Genomic DNA, 21,791 nt, shown 5'->3' with positions numbered 1-21,791 from the left:
GTCATGTGCGGGATTGTTGGTGTTCTGGGCTCTCACGAGGTCGCCCCCATTCTGGTCGAGGCGCTGCGCCGTCTTGAATATCGCGGCTACGACAGTGCAGGCATCGCGACGGTGAACGCAGGTGTTCTGGACCGCAGGCGCGCGGTGGGCAAGCTGGCCAACCTGTCCGATCTGCTGGTTCACAGCCCGCTGGCCGGAAAATCCGGCATCGGTCACACACGCTGGGCCACCCATGGTGCGCCGTCTGAGGCCAATGCCCACCCCCATCGGGCCGGCAAGGTCGCGGTCGTGCACAACGGTATTATCGAGAACTACAAAGAGCTGCGCGCGGAATTGGCGGCAAAGGGCCTGACCCCGCAAAGCGACACAGACACGGAAACCGTGGCCATGCTGACGGCGATGCATCTTGACGCAGGCAAAGCGCCGGTTGAGGCTGCCATGGCGACGGTCGACGCGCTCGACGGGGCCTTTGCCCTCGCCTTTTTGTTCGATGGCGAAGAGGATCTGATGGTGGCCGCGCGCAAGGGGTCTCCGCTGGCGATCGGGCATGGCGACGGCGAGATGTTCGTAGGCTCCGATGCGATTGCGCTGGCCCCTATGACAAACCGGATCACCTATCTGGAAGAAGGCGACCGCGCGGTGCTGACGCGGAGCTCGGTAGAAATCCGAGATGCCTCCGGCCATGTGGTCACGCGGGATGCGCGCACAATCTCCATGGATGCCGCCCGCGTCGACAAGGCGGGTCACAAACACTTTATGGCCAAGGAAATCGCCGAACAACCTTCGGTGCTGTCGGACACGATCACCGCCTATCTGACGGACAGCGGCATCGCCCTGCCCGATCCGGGTATCGATTTTGCAGCGCTCGACCGGCTGACGATCACGGCCTGTGGCACAGCCTATCTGGCCGGGTTCACCGCGAAATACTGGTTCGAGCAGATCGCCAAACTGCCTGTGGAGATCGACGTCGCATCGGAATTCCGCTATCGTGAACCGCCGATCACCCCGCGCACCGCCGCCCTGTTCATCAGCCAATCGGGTGAGACCGCGGATACGCTCGCCGCGCTGCGCTATTGCCGCGGTAAGGCCGAGGCGATCTACTCCGTGGTCAACGTGCCCGAATCCTCGATTGCGCGTGAAAGCGATCTGGCCTTGCCGATCCATGCCGGTGTCGAGATCGGGGTTGCTTCGACCAAGGCGTTCACCTGCCAGTTGACGGTCCTGTTGCTGCTGGCGTTGAAAGCCGCCGAGGATCGGGGGCATCTGAGCGCCGAGGCCCGCGACCGCATCCTTGGACAATTGCGCGCCCTGCCCGGTGTGTTCAACACGGCACTGGGCCGCGACCAAGCCATCGAAGCCGTCGCGCAAGAGCTGGCAGAAGCCCGTGACATCCTGTTTCTGGGCCGTGGCGCGATGTACCCACTCGCCCACGAAGGCGCATTAAAACTTAAAGAAATCAGCTATATACATGCCGAAGCTTATGCGTCTGGCGAGTTAAAACACGGCCCCATCGCGCTGATCGACCAGCATGTGCCCGTGGTCGTCTTGGCCCCGCGCGACCGGCTGTTTGAAAAGACCGTATCCAACATGCAAGAAGTCATGGCACGGGGTGGGAAGGTTCTGTTGATCACCGACGCCGCCGGTGCGGAATCGGCGGGTGCTGACGCGTGGCGGGTGATCCAGATGCCCGAGGTGGACGACCTGCTGGCACCGATCCTTTACGCCCTGCCCGCGCAACTTCTGGCCTATCACACAGCCGTGGCCAAAGGCACGGATGTGGACCAGCCGCGCAACCTTGCGAAATCGGTCACTGTTGAATGACCCCTTGGGTGGCGGTCTGCCCCGCCACCCTAACCTTCTGCGCCCGTAGCTTGAGCAAAAACACGCTTTAACCAAACCCGGGTTCGTCATAATTTCGCGCAATGACGGCCCATGACACAGCAGACATCCCCCCAAGCAATATGCGCCCTCCCGCCATTGGCGGGCTTTTGTGGCTGCTGGCGGTCGCGGTGGTCTTTGCCCCCTTTAACGCGGCGCTGTCGCTGCTCGGGGTCTGGAAAAAGGTCTACGCCTCCGGCCTTGCGGAACGTTTGACAAACCCCGCTTCCGGCGAATTCCACCCCTACTGGTCAGAGCTTTTGTCCGTTGAACTGGGCTATCACCTTGTGCTGGTGCCACTGTTGTTGATCCAGCTTTGGCTGTTTACGCGCCGCAGCCGTCTGTTTCCGATCTTCTATGTCGGCATTCACACGCTGACCGCCCTTTTCCTGATGGGAAACATCTGGGCCGTGAAACAGATCCTGCCAGACGCGATGATGCTGGACGACGCGACATTGAAATCGCTGCTGGCGCTGGCTGTGGCCTTTGGGGTCTGGACGCCGTATCTGTATCTCTCGGACCGCGCCCATAACACATTCATTCGATAGGCCTGCCATGACTGACACTACGCTCACTGCCGCGCAGGCCATTGACGCCCTGCGCGCGGCCTCTGACCCGGCGAAAGCTGTCGATATGGCCGCCTACCACAAGGTCGACCGCCCCTATCTGGGCTGCCCCATGCCCGCGTTGAACGATCTGGTCCGCGACTGGCGGAGCGCTCTGACACTGGCGCAGCGGATCGATCTTGCAGCCGCGCTGTGGGATACGAACATCCACGAGGCCCGCGTGACTGCGGCCAAATTGCTGATACAGGCACGGATGCGGCCCGACGATGCAGCCGCATGGGCGCTGATCGAAACATGGGTGCCACAGTTTGACGGGTGGGCTGTAGCCGATCACGTGGCCTCTGCCGGTGGGCGCCGGATCATGGCCGACCTGTCGCGGCTGGACACGCTGGAGACTTGGACCACCTCGGACCACCTGTGGACCAAACGCGCCGCTTTGGTGATGACATTGCCGCTGACCAAGCTCAACCACCTGTCGGCAGAGCAACTGGTCGCACGGGACCGCGTTCTGCGGTGGGCCGCTGATTACGTCGGCGACCCGCAATGGTTCGTCCAGAAAGCCGTGGCATGGTGGCTGCGCGAACTGTCCAAACATGACGCCGATGCGGTGCGCGGGTTTCTTGAGGCGCACGGATCGGGGATGAAAGCCTTCGCCCGCAAGGAGGCAGCGCGCCTGCTGCCCCCCGCGTAGACCGTAACGCCGCCGGTTCAGCCGCCGGCAAAGACCTCGACCGTGGGCAGATCTGTCAGCGGTGCGCCAACCAGTTGCATGGCCGACAGCGACATCCGGCTGCCTGCGGATGCGGGGCCATCAATCGGGCGCAGCTCTACCTTGGCGCTTTGCCCGTTATAGGCCACCCGCCCCGACTGCACGGATTTGACCAACGGCGTCTCCAGCCAAAGCCCCGGCTTGGACGGATCCCCCAAAGAGGCCACCGTGCTGCCCAAAGCCTGTTCGCCCGCAGGGTCAGCGGGCGCGGCCTTGGCCGCCGCTTTTTCTTCGGCAGAAACGGTATCGAACTGCGCCGCGGTGCGCGCACCTGCAGGCGGCTTGGGCGCGGAAACCGTGGCCGGGCGCGCCTCGGGACGGCTTTGTTCTACCTCGCCTTGGACCGGATCGACCGGCGCGGGCTGCGCGTTTCGTTCAAAGGGTGTGCCCGAACAGGCCCCAAGCGACATCGCCGCCATCACACCCGCCATCATCGCAATACGCATATGCAACCTCTTATGCCTGTCATCTGAACCCTACCTACACATATTGGCCTTTTGTACACAATCACGCAGCAGGGCTTGCTCAGTTTCATGCCGAGCCCTACCTTGGGGTCATGACAGCACCTCTTATCGACCCGTTCATGCGCCCGATCTCTTATCTTCGGGTTTCCGTCACCGACCGCTGCGATTTCCGCTGCGTCTATTGCATGTCGGAAAACATGACGTTTCTTCCCAAAAAGGAACTGCTGACGCTGGAGGAGCTGGACCGGATGTGTTCGACCTTTGTGCGGCTAGGGGTCGAAAAGCTGCGCATCACCGGGGGCGAGCCCTTGGTCCGTCGCGACATCATGACGTTTTTCAACCGCATGGGGCGGCATCTGGACAGCGGCGCGCTCAAAGAGCTGACCCTGACCACCAACGGCAGCCAGCTGGCCCGCTTTGCCGATGATCTTTATGCGGCCGGGGTGCGGCGGGTGAACATCTCGCTCGATACGCTGGACGAGGCCAAATTTGCCGAAGTGACCCGCTGGGGGCGCCTGCCGCAAGTGCTCAAGGGGATTGACGCGGCGCAACGTGCGGGCCTGCGGGTGAAGATCAACGCTGTCGCCCTCAAGGGGTTCAACGACGACGAACTGGTGTCGATCACACAATGGGCGGCTGAGCGCGACATGGATCTGACGTGGATCGAGGTCATGCCGATGGGCGACATCGGCAATGAGGACCGGCTGGATCAATACTGGAAACTGACGGACCTGCGCGCGCAACTGGCGCAAAGCTACACGCTGACGGATCTGCCGGAGAACACAGGTGGCCCTGCGCGCTATGTCCGACTGGAAGAGACCGGTCAGAAGATCGGCTTTATCACGCCGCTGTCGCATAACTTCTGCGAAAGCTGTAACAGGGTGCGTCTGACCTGCACCGGTGAGCTGTTCATGTGTTTGGGGCAGGACGACAACGCAGACCTGCGTGCGGCCCTGCGCAACCATCCCGAAAGCGATGCAGCGCTGGAAGATGCCATTCGGGCTGCGATCCGGCTTAAGCCCAAGGGCCATGATTTCGACTATTCACGCCAGACAGTCGATGGTCGCGTCACCCGCCACATGAGCCACACAGGCGGGTAAGTGCGTGATCGGGCGCGCTGTCAAAGCGCCCGATTAACAATTGTTACTCAGAGATTTTGCGCAGGCGGGCAAACAGGCTTGAGGTGTCCCAGCGCCCGCCGCCCATGTTTTGGACATCTTTGTAAAACTGGTCGACCAGCGCTGTGACGGGCAGAGAGGCCCCAGTTTCCTCAGCCGTCTTCAGACAGATTGCCAAATCCTTACGCATCCAATCGGTGGCAAACCCGTGGTCAAAATGGCCGTCCAACATGGTCTCGAACCGGTTTTGCATCTGCCACGATCCCGCAGCACCGCCTGCGATCACCTCGACCACCGCGCGCCCGTCAAGACCGGCCTTCTCTGCGAAATGCAGCCCTTCGGACAGGCCCTGCACCAGCCCCGCGATACAGATCTGGTTCACCGATTTGCACAACTGGCCCGCGCCCGTCTCTCCCAGCCGTTTGCACAGTTTGGCGTAGGCCGCGATCATCGGCTCTGCCGCGGCGTAGGCGTCCTCTGACCCGCCACACATGACCACCAATTGACCGTTTTCGGCCCCCGCCTGACCGCCAGACACCGGCGCATCCACAAACGCAATGCCATCGGCGGCGGCTTGATCGTGCAACTCACGCGTGACCTGAGCCGAAACGGTTGTGTGGTCGACAAAGATGCCGCCGGACATTCCGGCGAACGCGCCGTCTTCGCCCAGACACACCGAACGCAAATCATCGTCATTGCCGACGCAGCACATAACAAAATCCGCATCAGCAACGGCCTCGCGCGGGGTTCTGCCAACCGCGCCGCCGTGCTCTGCCGCCCATTTTTCCGCTTTTGCCGTGGTTCGGTTGTAAACCGTTACTTCATGTCCAGCCGTGACCAAATGGCCGGCCATGGGATACCCCATAACGCCCAACCCCAGAAATGCTATCTTCGCCATTGTGCTCTCCCCACTGGCTGAGGGGATGCAGCCCTTGGCAACATGTCCCCTGCAAGTTAATCCTTCGCACCTGAATTAACCCGATTTCGCAGGAGAGTGAAATGGCCCGAGTGTTCCGCTGGCTTTTCAGACTGACCACAGTTGTTTTGGTCCTCGCTCTGCTTGCGGTGGGTTTGGTCCGGCATCTCGCACTGCGGTCCCTGCCCGACTATGACAAGACCCGCGCCGTATCGGGTATTACGGCTGACATCGAAATTATTCGCGATAACAACGCGGTGCCGCATATCATGGCGCTGTCTGACCGGGATGCGTTTTTCGGTTTGGGCTATGCGCACGCGCAGGACCGCCTGTGGCAGATGATGCTGCTGCGGCGCACCGCTCAAGGTCGCCTGTCAGAGCTGTTTGGCCAACGAACCGTACACACCGATACGCTTTTGCGTCGTCTGGATCTCTATCCTTTGGCGGTCGCCTCCGTCGAACATCAAGATGCCCAAACTTTGGATGCGCTCGAGGCCTACGCCGCGGGGGTTAACGCTCGTATCGAAGAGATTAACGCCGATGCCTTAGGACGGGGTGCGCCAGAGTTCTTCTTGTTTGATGCTGCGATTGCCCCGTGGCGGCCGGCCGACTCCATCGCATTGGTCAAACTGTTGGCCCTGCAATTGTCGGGCCATATCGGAGAAGAGGTCCTGCGGCTGCGCACCGCGCTGATGTTGGGGGATGAAAAGCGTTTGTCCGACATCTTGCCCGATATTCCCGGCGATGGTGTGGCTGCCCTGCCCGACCTCGCCTATCTAGATCAACTGGATCTGCCCAAGTATGCCGAAAGCCGTGCACCAAACACCCGGTTTTTGCCCGCCACACCGCCACGGGGCTTAGGCGGCGCCTCCAACGCCTGGGCCGCCGCTCCTGACCGATCGGCCTCGCGCGGGTCGCTGCTGGCCAACGACCCGCACCTTGGCCTGACCGCCCCCTCTGTCTGGTATCTCGCACGAATGGAGTTGCAAACCGGTGGGGTCATTGGCGGCACGATTCCGGGCATTCCGGCGATAATGGTGGGCAGATCGGAGCGATTGGGCTGGGGTTTAACCTCGTCTTACCTCGACGATCAGGATTTGTTCTTTGAACAGCTCAATCCGGAAAACGCGGAACAGTATCGCACGCCAGATGGCTGGAAACCATTTCGCACACGCAAGTCGATCATAGACATCAAGGGCGAGCAGCCCATCACCATTACATTGCGTTTTACTGACAATGGGCCGGTGCTGCCCTCTACGCATTTCGATCTCGACACGATAACCCCCGCAAATCATGTTGTGTCGCTTGGCTGGACCGCCCTGTCACCACAAGACACATCCATCTCGGCCGCCGTCGGGTTGATGATGGCCCAGGACGTACCGCAAGCCATTGATATTTCGCGTGCGTATGTCGCCCCCTCTCAGAACCTGACACTGGTCGATCGCGATAGCGTGGCCATGAAGCTTGTGGGCCATATGCCGATCAGGGACGAAGCACACCAAAGCCTTGGCCGACTGCCCGCCCCCGGATGGTTGGAGCAAAACCGCTGGCAAGGCACCTTTGCCTATTCGTCGAACCCTGCTTTTGTGGCCCCATCGGGTGGGATCGTCGGCAACACGAACAACAAGACCATCGACCGCCCGTTTCCACGCCATCTTTCGTTCGAATGGGGTGACAGCCAGCGCGTTCAGCGGTGGCGAAGCCTGATGCAAGGTCGGAAAGTTCACACTCGGGACAGTTTCATCGAGGCCCAGCTTGATACCGTTTCGCCCGCCGCACGCACTTTGTTGCCGCTGATCGGACGCGACTTGTGGTTCACCGGCGAATCCGCCCCCGAAGGCACGCCGGAGCGTCAGCGGCAACGCGCCTTGGCACTTCTCGCCGATTGGAATGGAGAGATGAACGAACACTTGCCAGAACCTTTAATCTACTCTGCGTGGATAAGGTTCTTGCAAGAGAGGTTAATCCGCGACGATCTGGGGCCGCTGGCGGAAAGCTACACCCATGTCGAACCGCTGTTCATCGAACGTGTGTTTCGCAATGTCGATGGTGCCGCCGCGTGGTGTGATGTCATAAGATCGGCGCGTATTGAGAGTTGTTCGGATATTGCTCGTCTGGCTTTGGATGATGCCCTGGTCTGGATATCCGAGACCTACGGTGGCCAGCTGGAATCCCTGCGCTGGGGCGATGCCCATGTGGCCATCCACGAACATTCCGTACTGGGCGAGATCCCTCTGCTGCGGAATATTGTGAACATTCGGCAAAACACCTCTGGCGGTGATTTTACGCTCCAGCGCGGCAGAACTGCTGGGACCGGGCCGGAACCCTTTGCCAATGTGCATGCCGCTGCCTATCGCGGGGTTTACGATTTCGCGGACCCCGACAGCTCTGTCTATATTTCGTCCACCGGGCAATCGGGGCATCCGCTGTCCCGTCATTACGACGATCTTGGGCAACTTTGGCGGCGCGGCGAGTATATCCCCATGTCTTTGGATACAGATCTCGCACGCGCGGCCGCAACAGGCATCACACGCCTGATCAAGCCATGATCACCGAGGCCGAAGCGCGCGTTCAGTTGTCACGCGTGCTTAACGTACACGGCATTACGGCAAACGTCCTGCCATTGAAGCCGCAGACAGGCCCCGTGGACGCATATGTCTTTGCCGACGAAACTAGGGTATTCAAAGTTTTCTCGCCCCTGCTTCGCGAACGCGCAGACCTCCAAGCGGCGCGCCAAGCGGAGGTTTCATCGCATGGCTTGGCCCCGCAGGTCTTGCTGTATGACGATCTCGTTTTCGCGATGCCGAGATTAGACGGCCCAGACATTTCACATTCTCCACAACTTGAGGATATTCAGGCTGCGGGACTTTGGCTCAACACGTTCCACGGACTGACCGAGCGCAAATTCCCCTTCCGCCCCATTGGTCAGCTGCGCTGGATTGCCCGCCTTCTACAGCAGGCAGACGCCCGAACCCGGTTCATTCCCGATCCGGACAGCTTTCGATTGGCAGCCAAGCGTACAGAGGATTACGCCCAGGACACACGCAAACAAAAATCACGGCGCGCTGTGACTCACCGCGACATGACGCTCACCAATCTGGTCCGGCACGGAAACCGGCTGTACGGTATAGATTTTGAAAACAGCCTTGAGGACGAGCCCCTACGCGATCTGTTCACCCTCTTGCTTGATCTCGCCACAATGGAACAGCTGCACTTATTGGCGCCTTTGCGGGAGAGCTATGGGGACAAGCACACCGCTGCGCCGGTCCGCCTGTTCCTCCAGAGATGCTTTTGTCTGTGGGTTTGGGCAAACACACCGGAACACCCATCCCGACGACACCTACGGCGGCTCGCTTTCGCCAAAGAGTTGCTGGCCGAAGATGTTCTGATCTTGTAGTCACAGATCGACTGGGCGTGCCGATCGCAAACCCTAGAGTGTTTCGAACCGCGCGCGATCCCTAGCAGACCAGCTTACGTTCACAGTATAGCCGTCCTCGCCCTGCTCTTCCGCAGTGACCAATCCCTTTTCATACAGCCACGCCCTTTTCCGGCCTTGGTCAAACCCCAGCACAAGCTGCTCTTCCCGGCGCTCTTCTCCGAGCGCTGCGGTCACAGCCTCAAGGAATGCGTCCAGCCCATCACCCGTGATCGCGGAGATTGCGAAGACATGCTCCTCCCGTTGCGCGCGCGCCAGAATTGCTGCTTGAGCTTCCCCGTCCAACTTATCAGTTTTGTTCCACAATTCCAGTTGAGGGGTTTCCTCGCCGACACCCAAACCGTCCAGAATAGAGCGCACATCCTTTGCCTGCGCCTCGGTCTCGGGGTGGGAAATGTCACGGACATGGACGATGACATCTGCCGCCAGCACCTCTTCCAAAGTTGCCCGGAAAGCGGCAACCAGCTCGGTGGGGAGATCACTGATGAAACCAACGGTGTCAGACAGAATGACATCCGCGCCTGTGGGCAGCTGCACAGCCCGCATCGTCGGGTCCAAGGTGGCAAAAAGCATGTCCTTTGCCATAACCTCGGCCCCGGTCAAGCGGTTGAAAAGCGTCGACTTTCCGGCGTTTGTGTAGCCCACCAAGGCAACAATCGGATAAGGGACTTTGGCCCGCGCCTTGCGATGCAGCTCTCGGGTTTTAACAACTTTCTCCAGCTGACGCCGCAACCGGACGAGCTGCTCATCAATCGCGCGGCGGTCTGCCTCAATCTGCGTTTCGCCGGGACCACCGACAAAGCCCAAGCCCCCCCGCTGGCGTTCAAGGTGGGTCCATGCGCGCACCAAGCGCGTACGCTGATAAGACAGCGCGGCCATTTCCACCTGCAGAACCCCCTCCCGGGTTGCTGCACGATCACTGAAGATCTCGAGGATCAAACCGGTCCGGTCGAGCAGCTTAACCTTCCATTCTTTCTCAAGGTTGCGCTGCTGTACTGGCGTGACAGGACCATCCACCAAGACCAGTTCGACCTCATTATCGTGTAGCAAGTCACGGAGTTCGCTGATCTTTCCGGTCCCAAACAGATGTCCGGGATGAGGGTCTCTCAAGGGCACAACCGTAGCTCCCGCAACCTCTAGGTTGGGGAGAGCAACGGCCAGAGACACGGCCTCCTCCAGCGCCATATCGGCATCTCGCCGAAGGCCCGGAGCTTTAATATCGGGATGCAGAACCCATGCGCGGGTTACTGGCGTATCGTGTTCTTTCAGTTTTCTTCACCGTCATAAAGATTGATCGGCTGACCGGGCATGATCGTGGAAATGGCATGCTTGTACACGAGTTGAGATTGACCATCGCGACGCAAAAGCACGCAAAAATTGTCAAACCATGTAATCACGCCTTGAAGCTTAACGCCGTTAATCAGAAAGACCGTCACCGGCACCTTCGTCTTGCGCACATGGTTCAGGAATGCGTCCTGGAGATTTTGTTTGTCGGAAGCCATTGGTTTCTTTGCCTTTGTTCTTGCCTTTGGCCCGTCCCTCGGGGCCGCCCTATTGTTCAGAGTATGTCCAACCCACGCCGGAGTTCCAGTCGAAAGTTTTAGTCTTTATTCACGCTGTTGCCACAAGGTCAACCACGCCAACTGTCCGGGCTCAACATCACAATTACTGCGAGCAACTCCAACCGTCCCAAGACCATCGCTGCGCAGAGCAACACCTTGGCGTGCCAAACATGGGCCGAAATATCCAAAGGCACTTCCGGCGCGACTTCGATCAACGGCCCTGCGTTGGCTAACGTCGCAATGGCCAAAGTGATCGAATGTTCGAGATTAAAACCGTAAATTCCCAAAATCATCGTCAAAGCGGCCAATATCACTGCGAAAAGCATGAAGAAGACCCATGCGATAAAAGCCCCCTCGCGCCGAAGTCTCCGCCCCATAAGGCTCGCGCCGCCGACCGACGATGGGTGGACAAGCCTTTCGATTTCACGCGTCCCGTTCAGATAAAGCGCGTAAACCCTCAGCAGCTTAACGCCACCAGCGGTGGTGGCCACTCCGCCCCCGATCAGCGCCAGTCCCATCAGAATAATCCCGGGCGTTGGCAGCCCGGACCAGCCTTGCGCGGTATCCCACTCCGAACTGACAAACCCATTGGTCGTGAGGAAATTTGCGGCCGTAAACAAAGCCCCCCACAATGCACGGACACCAGCAAGCCAGTTCTGCTCATCCCCCACTTCAAAAGCGGCCGCCCAATGGCGTAAAAAAAGAGTCAGCGGTACCACGGCAACAATCATCAACCCCATTCGAAATTCTGGGTCGAACCAAAGCCCTCTTTCCTGCCGCGTATCGTTCGAGAACGTCTGCCGTGACAAGGCAAATGCCAGAAACACAAAAAGGATAATTTCGCCACCAATTCCGCTGGGGGCACTTTCTACGCCGCCCAACGGGGAAATACCGGAAGTTGAAATAACCGCCATCGCATGGGTCAAAGCGATTAATGGTGGATCTCCAGCCACCAATAAAAGGATCGTTAAAGCAAGCGTCAAACCGCAATACAGCGGGACCAACGCTTCGATTCCGCGCCACAATCTTTGCTGTGGTTCGGTCACCTCACCTCGGGCAACGCCCGACAAAATAGATTGCCCAGGCTCCCCACTGGCCGTAACTTCGAACCCGCCAAGCGCCAAAGGCGCCATGATCGCGGCAGCTGCGACCCACATTAACATTCCGCCCATCCAACCGACCTGTGCCCGCCAAAGGTGTTCTGGGGCGGATAGACGTGGCGCGTCAAACAAGCTTGCCCCAGTGGTCGTGAAAGCCGAAACCATTTCAAAATATGCACTGGCAAAGGTGGTTGTCCGCACGGCCTCTTGGAACGGGACCGCCATTAACGCAGGTAGAAAAGCAAACGCTGCGGCAAGCGCCAAAAGCTGGCGCAGCGCGCTTCGGTTGTGGCTTCGATTGGACAGGGCAATTCCTACGAGCGTCGTGATGATCACTCCGATCAAGCCTGCGTAGAAGAACGTCCGCGCGTCATGGAACTCTTCAATGGCCAAGCCAAAAGCTGCCGGCAGAAACATCGACAATGAAACCACTGCGGTTAGAGAAAGGAACAGCGGCAGACGTACAATTGCGTTCATCCCAGCTTTTCCCCTGATGCGGCTAATTCGTCGTTTTGCTCAGAAAAAATCAATTGAGACCTGAAGCAATCGTTCAACCTCGGGCACGTCGTTCGAAAGACAGAACAATACAATTTGATCGCCCTCATCTATTCGCAGGCTGCCCGTCGGTTTGACCACCATGTCGCCTTTTCGCACGGCACCGACCAATACCCCTTCAGGAAAATCGATATCTCGAATCAAGGCACCACTGATCGGAGAGGTGGATAATACTTCCGCCTCGATCACCTCGGCCTCTGCATCTCCAATAGAATACACCATTCGCACTTTACCATGACGAATGTGCCTGAGGATGGATGAAACTGTGGTAGATCGCGGATTGATATAGGCGTCAATTCCCAAGGGCTCCATAAGTGGAACCAAGGTCGGATCGTTGATTAGCGCAATAACCATCGGACAGCCGGCAGCTTTTGCCCGAACGGCCGTCAACATGTTTACCTTGTCATCATCCGTCACGCAAAGCGCAGCATCGGCGCGCTCAACGCCCGCTTCGGTCAGCAGGGATTGATCCAAACCATCGCCATGAAGAACAATAGTCCGCTCTAGCTCTTCAGCGGCAAATTCGGCATTTTTCCGATTACGCTCAATGACTTTTGCACGAACGCGCTCTGTCCGTTTCTCCAACTGGCGTGCGACCGATAAGCCGACATTTCCCCCACCGACGATCACCATCCGTTCCAGCTTACGGACCTGTTTACCAAAGATTTCCAGTGTTCGCCGGACGTCTTCGCTGTGTACGGTTACGTAGCAGGAATCACCCGGGAATAGCTGATCGGCACTTTCAGGTGCGAAAAGCGTCCCTTCGCGACGGATTCCCACCACAACGGCTCGGAGAGTGGAGAACAGATCCGTTAACTGACGTAGTGGCGTATTAATAATTGGACAGTCGTCATCGATAGAGAGCCCTATCAACTGCGCACCACCGTCGAGAAATTTTTCGGTATCGAACGCGACCGGGGCTGAAAGCCGTTGCAAAGCAGCCTCGGCAACTTCCTTCTCCGGCGAAATCACAACATCAATCGGCAAATGTTCGCGGCGATAGAGGTCGGAATAGATCGCCTGCAGATAACTTTGCGACCGTAGCCGCGCGATTTTTCGCGGTACCGAAAACACCGAATGCGCGACCTGACAGGTCACCATATTCACTTCGTCCGAAAATGTTGCGGCAATGATCATGTCCGCATCGCGTGCGCCCGCGCGGTCCAAAACGTCAGGATAAGATGCAAAGCCACTGATCCCTTGAACGTCCAGACTATCGGTCGCACGCCGCACGAGATCGGGATTATTGTCGACGATCGTTACGTCGTTGCGCTCCCCGGACAGGTGACGCGCAATTTGCCAACCGACCTGCCCAGCACCGCAGATGATGACCTTCATGGTCTTCTCCAACTATTTCCTTTGGGATGGCACGCTTGCGCCACCCCGTCAACGCGCCGTCTGCTTAACCACCTTCGGCGACCCGAGCCTTCCATTCGCGCTTCCAGGCGAAAACGTCTTCGCGTGCTTCCCATTTGTACCTGGGATCCTCCAGAACAGCTCCCCACCAAAGACGTCCCAAACCCTGACGCCACGGATCCAGAACAATCCCCGCCTCCATCGGTGCCCCTTTCGCAGAAATGATCAAAACAGAATGTTCGAGTTTTATATTCCGCGAGTTAGCAATTGCTCTATGCAGATCAATGGTTTGCAGATCTTCACGCCACATGCTGACTTGTAGATCGTCTGCCCAATCCTTGCATAAACCGCGCTCTCTAAGGCCGTGGTTCACTTTCATGTTGTGGATGAGTGGCGGATCTTCGACGCGCCATTCCTTCGCCCATTCCAGGGGTTTCAAAACCGCGATCTCGGCAACACGCTGTGCTTCATGCGGATCGATGGCTGGCGACAGGGCCAAAATATCCGCTTGGAGCGCCGCAATCTTTTGCTCCAATGGCGCATTTTGTTCGGAAAAGGCGATTTCCGGCATTTTCACGTCTGTGCCGGGCATCGAACAACCCGCCAAACCGGCAACCAGCACACTGAACCCCAGTGCGCGCAGTTTCACTAACATCTCTCTAATCCTGCCCAATTTAGGTCTTCAACTGACCTCTTGTACCCGCTCTTCGTCAACATGCGCCACGCGGGCGCCAGTCTTCGCCGAGGTCACGACACCAAGCGATTTCAATTTACGATGCAAGGCGGAACGCTCCATACCAACAAAAGAAGCCGTCCGCGAGATATTCCCACCGAAGCGGTTGATTTGTGTTAGGAGGTACTCGCGCTCAAAGGCTTCGCGCGCTTCTCTCAAGGGGAGCGTGGCCAAGGTACCCGACAAGACCACTCTCTCTTCGCCGGATTCATCCGGGACAGAATCCTGTGGCAATTCCCGTGCCTCAATTGGACCGTTACCATCGCCTAGGATCAAAACCCGTTCGACCAAATTTTTGAGCTGGCGCACGTTTCCGGGCCAAACCATTGTCTGCATCAAAGCGATTGCATCATCTGTGAGATTTCTGAGCGGCAAACCCTGAGACGCATTGCACGCCTCAATAAAATGTTGCGCGAGAACAGGAATATCTTCGCGCCGCTCCGCCAAAGAAGGGACTGCAATAGGTACAACATTCAAGCGGTGATAAAGCTCCTCCCGGAACCGACCCGCAGAGATTTCTGCTTCCAAATCTCGATTGGTGGATGAAATAACTCGCAAATCTACTCTTACTTTATCGTTTCCACCAACACGTTGAAATTGCTGATCCACGAGAACACGCAGTATCTTCGACTGCGTTCCGAGCGGCATATCGGCCACTTCGTCGAAATATACCACACCGCCGTGCGCTTGTTCCAACAACCCCGGTTCAACACCCCGTTGCGCGGTTTCGCGACCGAACAACATCGTCTCCATCATATCCGGCTCAACTCCGGCACAATTTACGGTTACGAAAGGAGCATTCGCGCGATTGGAATTGGAGTGGATGTAACGGGCCGATACCTCCTTTCCGGATCCGGCAGGACCGGTCAACATCACCCGACCGTTGGATTTTGTTACTTTATCAAGCTGGCTGAGCAAGCTGCGGAAGGAAGGGCTGTCGCCGATCATTTCGGCCTGCTTCACCTCGCCGCGTTTGAGTTTCAAGTTCTCTCGACGTAGGCTCGAAACCTCCATCGCGCGCCGGATCACCACAAGAAGCTGGTCAATATTAAACGGCTTCTCAATGAAATCATACGCGCCTTGTTTGATAGCCGCGACAGCAATCTCGATATTGCCATGACCAGAGATAATAACGACCGGAACGTCCGGGTTATCCCGCTTTACCGCCTTCAGAATATCGATGCCGTCCATTTTGCTGTCTTTCAGCCAAATATCCAGTATCAGCAACGCAGGCGGTTCATTGTTGATAGACGCCATAGCGTCACTAGAATTCCCGGCCAAACGAGTTGAGTAACCTTCATCCTCCAGAATATCGCCGATCAACTCTCGAATATCGCGCTCATCATCGACAATCAGAATATCACTCATGCCGTTTTCTCCATGGTTCCGTGTTCAAACTCGTTATCAGATTGAATTGCCGCAGGTGTTAGCGGCAATCGAATAGTTGCCATCGCGCCGCGATGTGCACCGTCTTCAAATGCGGGAGCGTCTTCCAAAGCCAACGTCCCGCCGTGTTCTTCGATAATTTTTTTGACAATAGGCAATCCCAGGCCCGTGCCTTCGCTTCGCGTAGTAACGTAAGGCTCGAACAACCGCGCGCGGTCCTCCGGCAATCCGATCCCATTGTCCATAATTCGGAATACCGCGTCGCCGTCTGTAACACGCCCATCGATTTTTATCTGCGCCACGTATCCGTCCGGAGCATTGCCGGCACGATAGCTCTCCGTGGCCTCACCCGCGTTTTTCAGCAAGTTCGTAAACGCCTGACCGATCATTCCGGCATCCACCTCGGCGGGCATAACACCTTTCGGAATATCACTTGAAAACCGCACGTCAGGCTGGCCGCTGTCTTGCAGCAAAACGGCCCCACGCATGAGATCACCGATGTCCTCAGCCCGGCGTTCGGGTTCAGGCATCCGTGCGAACTTGGAAAACTCGTCGACTATTCGACGCAAACCGTCCGTCTGCCGAACAATGACGCCTGTCATCTCTTCAAGTTTGTCCGCATCATCTTCATCTAGCTTACGCGAAAATTTACGCTTGATGCGCTCAGCAGACAGTTGGATCGGTGTCAGCGGGTTCTTGATTTCGTGCGCAATACGCCGCGCGACATCCCCCCAGGCAGCCATTCTTTGAGCTGAAACCAAATCGGTCACATCATCGAATGCAATGACATATCCTTCGAGGCTTTCGTCGGCCCGACGACGTGTCGAAACGCGTACAAGGAGGTTTTCCAATCTCCCTTCACGCACGACTTTGATCTCTTCTTGCACAGTTTCCCGGTTTTCGTTGCGCAGACGGTCAAAGATATCGCCGAACTCCGGAACAGCGACCATAATCGGATCCGTTGAATGCGCCTCATCCCAGGCGAGGAGACGTTCTGCGGACCGGTTAACAAAAGTGACCCGACCAACAGCATCCAAACCGACCACACCGGACGTGACCGAGGTCAGCACCGAGTCAAAAAGACGCTGACGACGTTCAATCTGGCGCGTATTTTCCAGCAGGGTATCGCGTTGGACCTTTAACTGTTCAGTCATTCTGTTGAAGTATGTCCCGAGCATCGAAATTTCGTCGCCGGTGTCTTCTTCTGGGACCTGAACATCCAGATCGCCGCGCCCCACGGATTGTGCCGCCCCCGCCAAACGTCCGACCGGGCGGGCGAGCCGCTCTGCGAACCACAGCCCTGCCAGGGTCGCTGCAAGTATCAAAAGTACCGCGAAGCCGAGATATAGCAGCGCAAAGTCGAACAAACGGCGCCCGCGTTCACTCTCTTGCTGTTGGTAGAACCGCGCCGTTTCTTGTGTTTCATCCAACAGATTCAGGATCTTACCATCGACGTCGCGGCTAACATACAGATATCGGTCAACAAATGATGCCAGCGGCACCAAAGCGTGAAGCTCATTGATATCAAAATCAGAGATAAAAACGATGCCATTCGCATCCGCTTCGGCAAAGGCCGACGCGGAAGGTTTTTCATAATCGAACAGATAAGAACGTTCGCCCCGCGCACGAATTTCCCCGGCACCATCGATGACGAAGGCCTCTCTTAACCCGCGCTGAATCTGATTTTGCCCCTGCCCCAGCCAGCGCCGCAATTGCCCGTCATCGACAATGGTTGCAGCGCTCCGGTTCGCGTCAAGATACTGGGCGAGCGCAATAATATCCTCGCCCAAACCCTCTCTCGTCTGCGTTTCATAAGCTTCGGCCGCTTCGCGCGACGCGCTTACGACGTTCTGAACGCGCGTCGAAAACCAGGTTTCCAGACCAATATTGATCGTCAGTACGGCGAAAACAGCAACACAGATTGTCGGAAGTAGCGCCATCATCACGAAAGCACCGGTCAGCCTAAGGTGGAGCCGCGAGCCAGCCGATTGCCGCCGTCTGGCCGAGACCATCCGCGCAACGCGGAACAGCACAACCCCCGCGAGCAGCAACACATAGACAAGATCAGCCAGCAGAACCAATCTCAGGCTAAGTGCTGAGACACCTTGGTCAAGAGGCCCAAGAACCATAAAGGTCGCCAGCGCCAGCAACGGGCCAAGCGCGACCAGCATAAAGGTCATGAGGTTGTTGAACCACCTCTTCCGACGCAACCGCATGATCAATGCCCATGTCGGTGACCGAAAGGTCATTCGTGCCCGCGTGGCCACAGCCTACCCTCGCCAATAAGCCGCAAGACCCCTGATTTTCAGGTGATCTTGCGAAAACCGCCATTTAATGTGCGCCTTCTCACCGCGTTGGACGAACCAAGCATTGCGGCGGGGTCACACTTACTGTGGCGGTTTTACATCAACTTACGGCGTCGTGTCACGCGAATATCTAAATCTGTGATCTTTTTGCGCAAAGTATTTCGGTTGATGCCGAGCAAATCCGCACATTTCGCCTGATTCCCACCTGTGGCTTCTAGTGCGATTTCAATCAAGGGTGCTTCCACTTCGCGAATGATCCGGCCGTGCAAACCGGCAGGCGGCAGCATCGCGCCGTGCAAATCGAAATAGCGACGCAGATGGCGCGCGACGCTTTCACCAAGCTTATCGCTATCCCCGCCCCGGATGGTAGGACCGGTTTCTGGCTGATTGCCCAGAATGGTTTCAGCTTCCGCGCGTGTGATTTCTTCGGAACGGCTGGTCAGGCTCAAACGGCGCACCGCATTCTCGAGCTGACGCACGTTCCCCGGCCAAGAGTAGACCCGGAACAGATCGGCCGCCCCCTCAGACAGCCAGCGCTTCGGCGCCCCTTCCCGCTCGCCTCGGGCAAAGAAATGATCGGTTAACAAAGCAATATCTTCGACACGTTCGCGAAGGCTTGGCACCTGAATGGCAGCACCGTCCAATCGATAGAACAGGTCTTGGCGTACGCGGCCATCTTCGATCAAAGACTGAGCATCCATCTGGCTGGACGCAAGGAACCGCGGAACGTGATCGCCCGGCACATCCATCATTCGCACGATCCGAGCCTGAATTTCGTCCGGGACATCCGCGATTTCGTCAACCAGCAATGTGCCACCCTTAACGCGGGCGAGGATGCGCGCGGGACCGTCCAGATCGGACAAGTCGCTCGCAGTAACGGTGACGAAGGGCAAAGTGCGCCGATCAGAAAAATCATGCAACGCCTTGGCAATAAGGGATTTTCCGGTTCCGCTTTCGCCAGTGATCAGCACGGGAAGATCGGTGTTCATGACTTTCGCGACAAGGCGATAAAGCGCCTGCATCGCAGGCGTCTTGCCAACAAGCGGCAGCTCATCGGGCTCATCGGCGCCGACCACTTGCTCTTCACGTCGTGGCGCCGCCCGGCCCCGGGTGTCCAATGCCTTGGCAGTGCGTTTCATCAGGTCCGGAAGATCGAAGGGCTTTGGCAAGTAATCATATGCCTCAGCTTCCGCCGCCTGAATGGCCGTCATAATGGTATTCTGCGCTGATATAACAATCACAGGCAGGTCCGGGCGGTCTGCCTGTATCTTCGGAAGCATTTCCAATCCGTTCCCATCGGGCATCATCACGTCTGATATGACAACGTCACCTTTGCCTTCGCCAACCCAGCGCATCAGCGTCGTTAACGAAGATGTGGCATGAACCTTACATCCAGCGCGCGTCAGGGCTTGGGTCAATACAGTGCGGATCGTGCGATCATCATCTGCAACCAGAACGGTACCGTCCATCAGAGTGTCTCCTTCTTAGCCCGCGGAGGGCGCGGCAGGGAAATTCGAAATGCCGTACGTCCCGGCACAGATTCTACGGAAATCCAACCATCGTGATCGGAGATGATTTTGCTGACCAATGCCAAGCCGAGCCCCGTTCCATTTTCTTTGCCAGACACGAAGGGATCAAAAATATCTCCCTTGATATCAGAGGGTAGCCCGGGGCCATCATCGATGATCTCGATTTGCAGCGGCAATGCTTGACCGGAGCCGTCTTTGCGGCGCAAACGGAAGCTATGCTCGTAGTAGGTATGAAGCCTGATATTGCCGCCGTTGATGGGGTCGGCTGCTTCGGAGGCGTTTTTAACAAGGTTCAAAACAACCTGAAGGAGTTGGTCCGTGTCACCCCAAGCCATCGGCAGAGACGGGTCGTAGTCCTCTTGAATACGCATATGCGCGCCGAAGCCCAGCAGCGCAGACCGTCGGGCGCGGTCAAGAACATCATGTATGTTAACCTCGCGGCGATCTGGCGCGGATAGGTTTCCAAACTGCTCGACCTGCTCCAACAGCTTTACGATGCGGCGGGTCTCAGCGACGATAAGATCGGTAAACTCCAGATCTTCAGACGGCAGATTCATACTTAACAGCTGGGCTGCGCCCGTAATCCCGGCCAATGGGTTCTTGATTTCATGCGCAAGCATCTCGGCCATACCGATTGCCGATTTGGCCGCCGATTTGACGCTATGGTTCTGGGTCATCCGCCCTGCCAGCTCTCGGGGGGAGATCAGCATGATCATCCACCCCTCCTTTCCCTGCAGCGGCGCAATCTGAAGGTTGCAAACCAAAGGCGCACGGCTGCCCGTACCGACATCCACGTCATTCACGAACAGCGGCGTTCCATGCTCTCGCGCGCGCACCAAACTTTCTTCAAGCGGAGCATCAACGGCCAGACGATCCCAAATCGGCTGCCCGCGCAAACTTTTGGCCGAATTATTCAGGAAACCTTCGGCCGCAGGATTGAGGTCACCGATGTTCTCATCCGCATCGATCAAAATCGCGGGCACCGGCAAAGAAGACCAAATTGCAGTATCCATCCCTTACTCCTTAGGCCGCCATCGCTTGCGGGATCATGCGCATGACATTGGCGGGCACCTTTTCGGTCAGGATCGCCTTGCGAATGTCACCCGGCGGATTTGATCGGTCCATGTACCAACCGAGGTGTTTTCGGGCGACGCGGTTTCCCAACTCGCCACCATAAAAGGTCAGCATCGCCTCGTAATGCTCTGAAATCATGTCGATCAGGTCCGTTCCTTCCGGAATTTTCGGGCGTGGCGTACCGTAAAGTTCGGCTGCGACTTCCGCCAACACCCATGGCGCACCCTGCGCGCCCCGACCGATCATGACACCGTCGGCCCCAGACTCTTCCAGAGCCGTACGCGCCGTTACGGCATCCGTGATATCCCCATTGGCAACCAACGGAATATCTATTGCCTCACGGGTTTTACGGATCGCGGACCAATCCGCCTTGCCTTTGTAGAACTGGCACCGGGTCCGCCCGTGGATCACCACCATTTGCACACCGGCGCTTTCCGCGCTCCGCGCAATGTCTGGGGCATTCAATGCATCGTCGTTCCAGCCCAACCGTGTCTTTAGCGTAACCGGAACATCGACCGCCGCAACAACCGCTTCGATCAACCGCAAAGCGTGATCCGGCACCTGCATCAACGCCGAGCCTGACCATCCTCCAGTCACCTTTTTCGCGGGGCAGCCCATGTTGATGTCCACCACCCTTGCACCTAGATCAACCACCATACGCGCGGCTTCGGCCATTGGCCCGGCTTCGCGCCCGGCGATCTGGACGGACGTGTTTTCAACCTGTGCGCCAAGCTCTGCTTTTTCGCGCGTACCCGGCCGTGCGGTCAAAAACTCGCCTGAAGCAATCATTTCGGACACGACAAGCCCAGCCCCGAACCCCGAGACAAGATTCCGAAACGGCAGATCCGTGATTCCAGCAAGCGGTGCCAGCATCACAGGCGGCAAAATCTCTCGGTTTCCTATGGAAAGTGGCAATTGCCTAGTCCTTGTGCGACAGCATAGAGCTGCATCAGTATCTAACCGAGTTAGACTGTCCCTTGTTATTGTTCAATGTTTCAGCAGGAATTGCGCATTTGCGCAATACACCTCCGCCCATTTTTTAG

18 protein-coding genes are annotated in these 21,791 nt (G+C 57.5%); 6 read left to right on the top strand and 12 right to left on the bottom strand.

The window, feature by feature from the left end; all coding sequences use genetic code 11:
- Positions 1-3: 3 nt before the first annotated feature.
- The 3 genes from glmS to ACN5AZ_RS01030 all read left to right on the top strand — a co-directional run bounded on the left by glmS (position 4) and on the right by ACN5AZ_RS01030 (position 3,135).
- Positions 4-1,821: a glutamine--fructose-6-phosphate transaminase (isomerizing) gene (gene glmS, locus ACN5AZ_RS01040; RefSeq protein ID WP_419426991.1), complete on the top strand. Its 1,818-nt coding sequence runs from the start codon at positions 4-6 to the stop codon at positions 1,819-1,821.
- 101 nt (positions 1,822-1,922) lie between these two features.
- On the top strand, positions 1,923-2,426 hold the full coding sequence (locus ACN5AZ_RS01035; protein WP_419426990.1) for a DUF2569 domain-containing protein: 504 nt from the start codon (positions 1,923-1,925) through the stop codon (positions 2,424-2,426).
- A 7-nt stretch (positions 2,427-2,433) separates the two neighbouring features.
- Positions 2,434-3,135, top strand: coding sequence for a DNA alkylation repair protein (locus tag ACN5AZ_RS01030; RefSeq protein ID WP_419426989.1), 702 nt, complete (start codon positions 2,434-2,436; stop codon positions 3,133-3,135).
- Between the two features lie 17 nt (positions 3,136-3,152).
- Here ACN5AZ_RS01030 and ACN5AZ_RS01025 read toward each other — a convergent pair whose 3' ends face one another.
- Positions 3,153-3,659, bottom strand: a complete 507-nt coding sequence (locus ACN5AZ_RS01025) for a hypothetical protein (RefSeq protein WP_419426988.1) — start codon at positions 3,657-3,659, stop codon at positions 3,153-3,155.
- A 110-nt stretch (positions 3,660-3,769) separates the two neighbouring features.
- Between ACN5AZ_RS01025 and moaA the strand changes: the two genes are divergently transcribed.
- Positions 3,770-4,777 carry a GTP 3',8-cyclase MoaA gene (moaA, locus tag ACN5AZ_RS01020; RefSeq protein WP_419426987.1) on the top strand — a complete coding sequence of 336 codons (1,008 nt, stop codon included), beginning with the start codon at positions 3,770-3,772 and terminating at the stop codon, positions 4,775-4,777.
- A gap of 43 nt (positions 4,778-4,820) precedes the next feature.
- Here moaA and ACN5AZ_RS01015 read toward each other — a convergent pair whose 3' ends face one another.
- On the bottom strand, positions 4,821-5,693 hold the full coding sequence (locus ACN5AZ_RS01015; protein ID WP_419426986.1) for an NAD(P)-dependent oxidoreductase: 873 nt from the start codon (positions 5,691-5,693) through the stop codon (positions 4,821-4,823).
- Between the two features lie 101 nt (positions 5,694-5,794).
- Here ACN5AZ_RS01015 and ACN5AZ_RS01010 point away from each other — a divergent pair, with 101 nt between their 5' ends.
- Together ACN5AZ_RS01010 and ACN5AZ_RS01005 are read left to right on the top strand one after the other, a co-directional pair.
- Positions 5,795-8,260, top strand: coding sequence for a penicillin acylase family protein (locus ACN5AZ_RS01010; protein WP_419426985.1), 2,466 nt, complete (start codon positions 5,795-5,797; stop codon positions 8,258-8,260).
- On the top strand, positions 8,257-9,108 hold the full coding sequence (locus tag ACN5AZ_RS01005) for a phosphotransferase (RefSeq protein WP_419426984.1): 852 nt from the start codon (positions 8,257-8,259) through the stop codon (positions 9,106-9,108). The genes ACN5AZ_RS01010 and ACN5AZ_RS01005 overlap by 4 nt, the downstream gene beginning before the upstream one ends.
- Positions 9,109-9,141: 33 nt before the next feature.
- On the opposite strand, the gene hflX is transcribed toward ACN5AZ_RS01005, so the two are convergent.
- The 10 genes from hflX to dusB all read right to left on the bottom strand — a co-directional run bounded on the left by hflX (position 9,142) and on the right by dusB (position 21,621).
- Positions 9,142-10,332: a GTPase HflX gene (hflX, locus tag ACN5AZ_RS01000; RefSeq protein WP_419426983.1), complete on the bottom strand. Its 1,191-nt coding sequence runs from the start codon at positions 10,330-10,332 to the stop codon at positions 9,142-9,144.
- Between the two features lie 80 nt (positions 10,333-10,412).
- Positions 10,413-10,649 carry an RNA chaperone Hfq gene (hfq, locus tag ACN5AZ_RS00995; RefSeq protein WP_419426982.1) on the bottom strand — a complete coding sequence of 79 codons (237 nt, stop codon included), beginning with the start codon at positions 10,647-10,649 and terminating at the stop codon, positions 10,413-10,415.
- Positions 10,650-10,777: 128 nt separating this feature from the next.
- Complete coding sequence (locus ACN5AZ_RS00990) at positions 10,778-12,286, bottom strand: potassium transporter TrkG (RefSeq protein ID WP_419426981.1); 1,509 nt, start codon at positions 12,284-12,286, stop codon at positions 10,778-10,780.
- 39 nt (positions 12,287-12,325) lie between these two features.
- Positions 12,326-13,702: a Trk system potassium transporter TrkA gene (gene trkA, locus ACN5AZ_RS00985; RefSeq protein ID WP_419426980.1), complete on the bottom strand. Its 1,377-nt coding sequence runs from the start codon at positions 13,700-13,702 to the stop codon at positions 12,326-12,328.
- A 64-nt stretch (positions 13,703-13,766) separates the two neighbouring features.
- Positions 13,767-14,375 (bottom strand): hypothetical protein, encoded by a 609-nt coding sequence (locus ACN5AZ_RS00980; protein WP_419426979.1) that lies wholly within the window; start codon positions 14,373-14,375, stop codon positions 13,767-13,769.
- A gap of 27 nt (positions 14,376-14,402) precedes the next feature.
- Positions 14,403-15,821 (bottom strand): sigma-54-dependent transcriptional regulator, encoded by a 1,419-nt coding sequence (locus ACN5AZ_RS00975; protein WP_419426978.1) that lies wholly within the window; start codon positions 15,819-15,821, stop codon positions 14,403-14,405.
- On the bottom strand, positions 15,818-18,088 hold the full coding sequence (locus tag ACN5AZ_RS00970; RefSeq protein ID WP_419426977.1) for an ATP-binding protein: 2,271 nt from the start codon (positions 18,086-18,088) through the stop codon (positions 15,818-15,820). The genes ACN5AZ_RS00975 and ACN5AZ_RS00970 overlap by 4 nt, the downstream gene beginning before the upstream one ends.
- A 152-nt stretch (positions 18,089-18,240) precedes the next feature.
- Positions 18,241-19,614 (bottom strand): response regulator, encoded by a 1,374-nt coding sequence (locus tag ACN5AZ_RS00965; protein WP_419426976.1) that lies wholly within the window; start codon positions 19,612-19,614, stop codon positions 18,241-18,243.
- Entirely contained in the window at positions 19,614-20,687 is a 1,074-nt protein-coding gene (locus ACN5AZ_RS00960; protein WP_419426975.1) for a two-component system sensor histidine kinase NtrB, read from the bottom strand. Before ACN5AZ_RS00960 ends, ACN5AZ_RS00965 begins: the two co-directional genes overlap by 1 nt.
- A gap of 10 nt (positions 20,688-20,697) precedes the next feature.
- Positions 20,698-21,621, bottom strand: a complete 924-nt coding sequence (gene dusB, locus ACN5AZ_RS00955) for a tRNA dihydrouridine synthase DusB (protein WP_419426974.1) — start codon at positions 21,619-21,621, stop codon at positions 20,698-20,700.
- Positions 21,622-21,791 lie beyond the last annotated feature (170 nt).

Source organism: Sagittula sp. SSi028, from assembly GCF_048553715.1.
Taxonomy (GTDB): domain Bacteria; phylum Pseudomonadota; class Alphaproteobacteria; order Rhodobacterales; family Rhodobacteraceae; genus Sagittula.
Note: the sequence above shows the minus strand (reverse complement) of the source record. Positions and strands in the feature narration are given on the sequence as shown.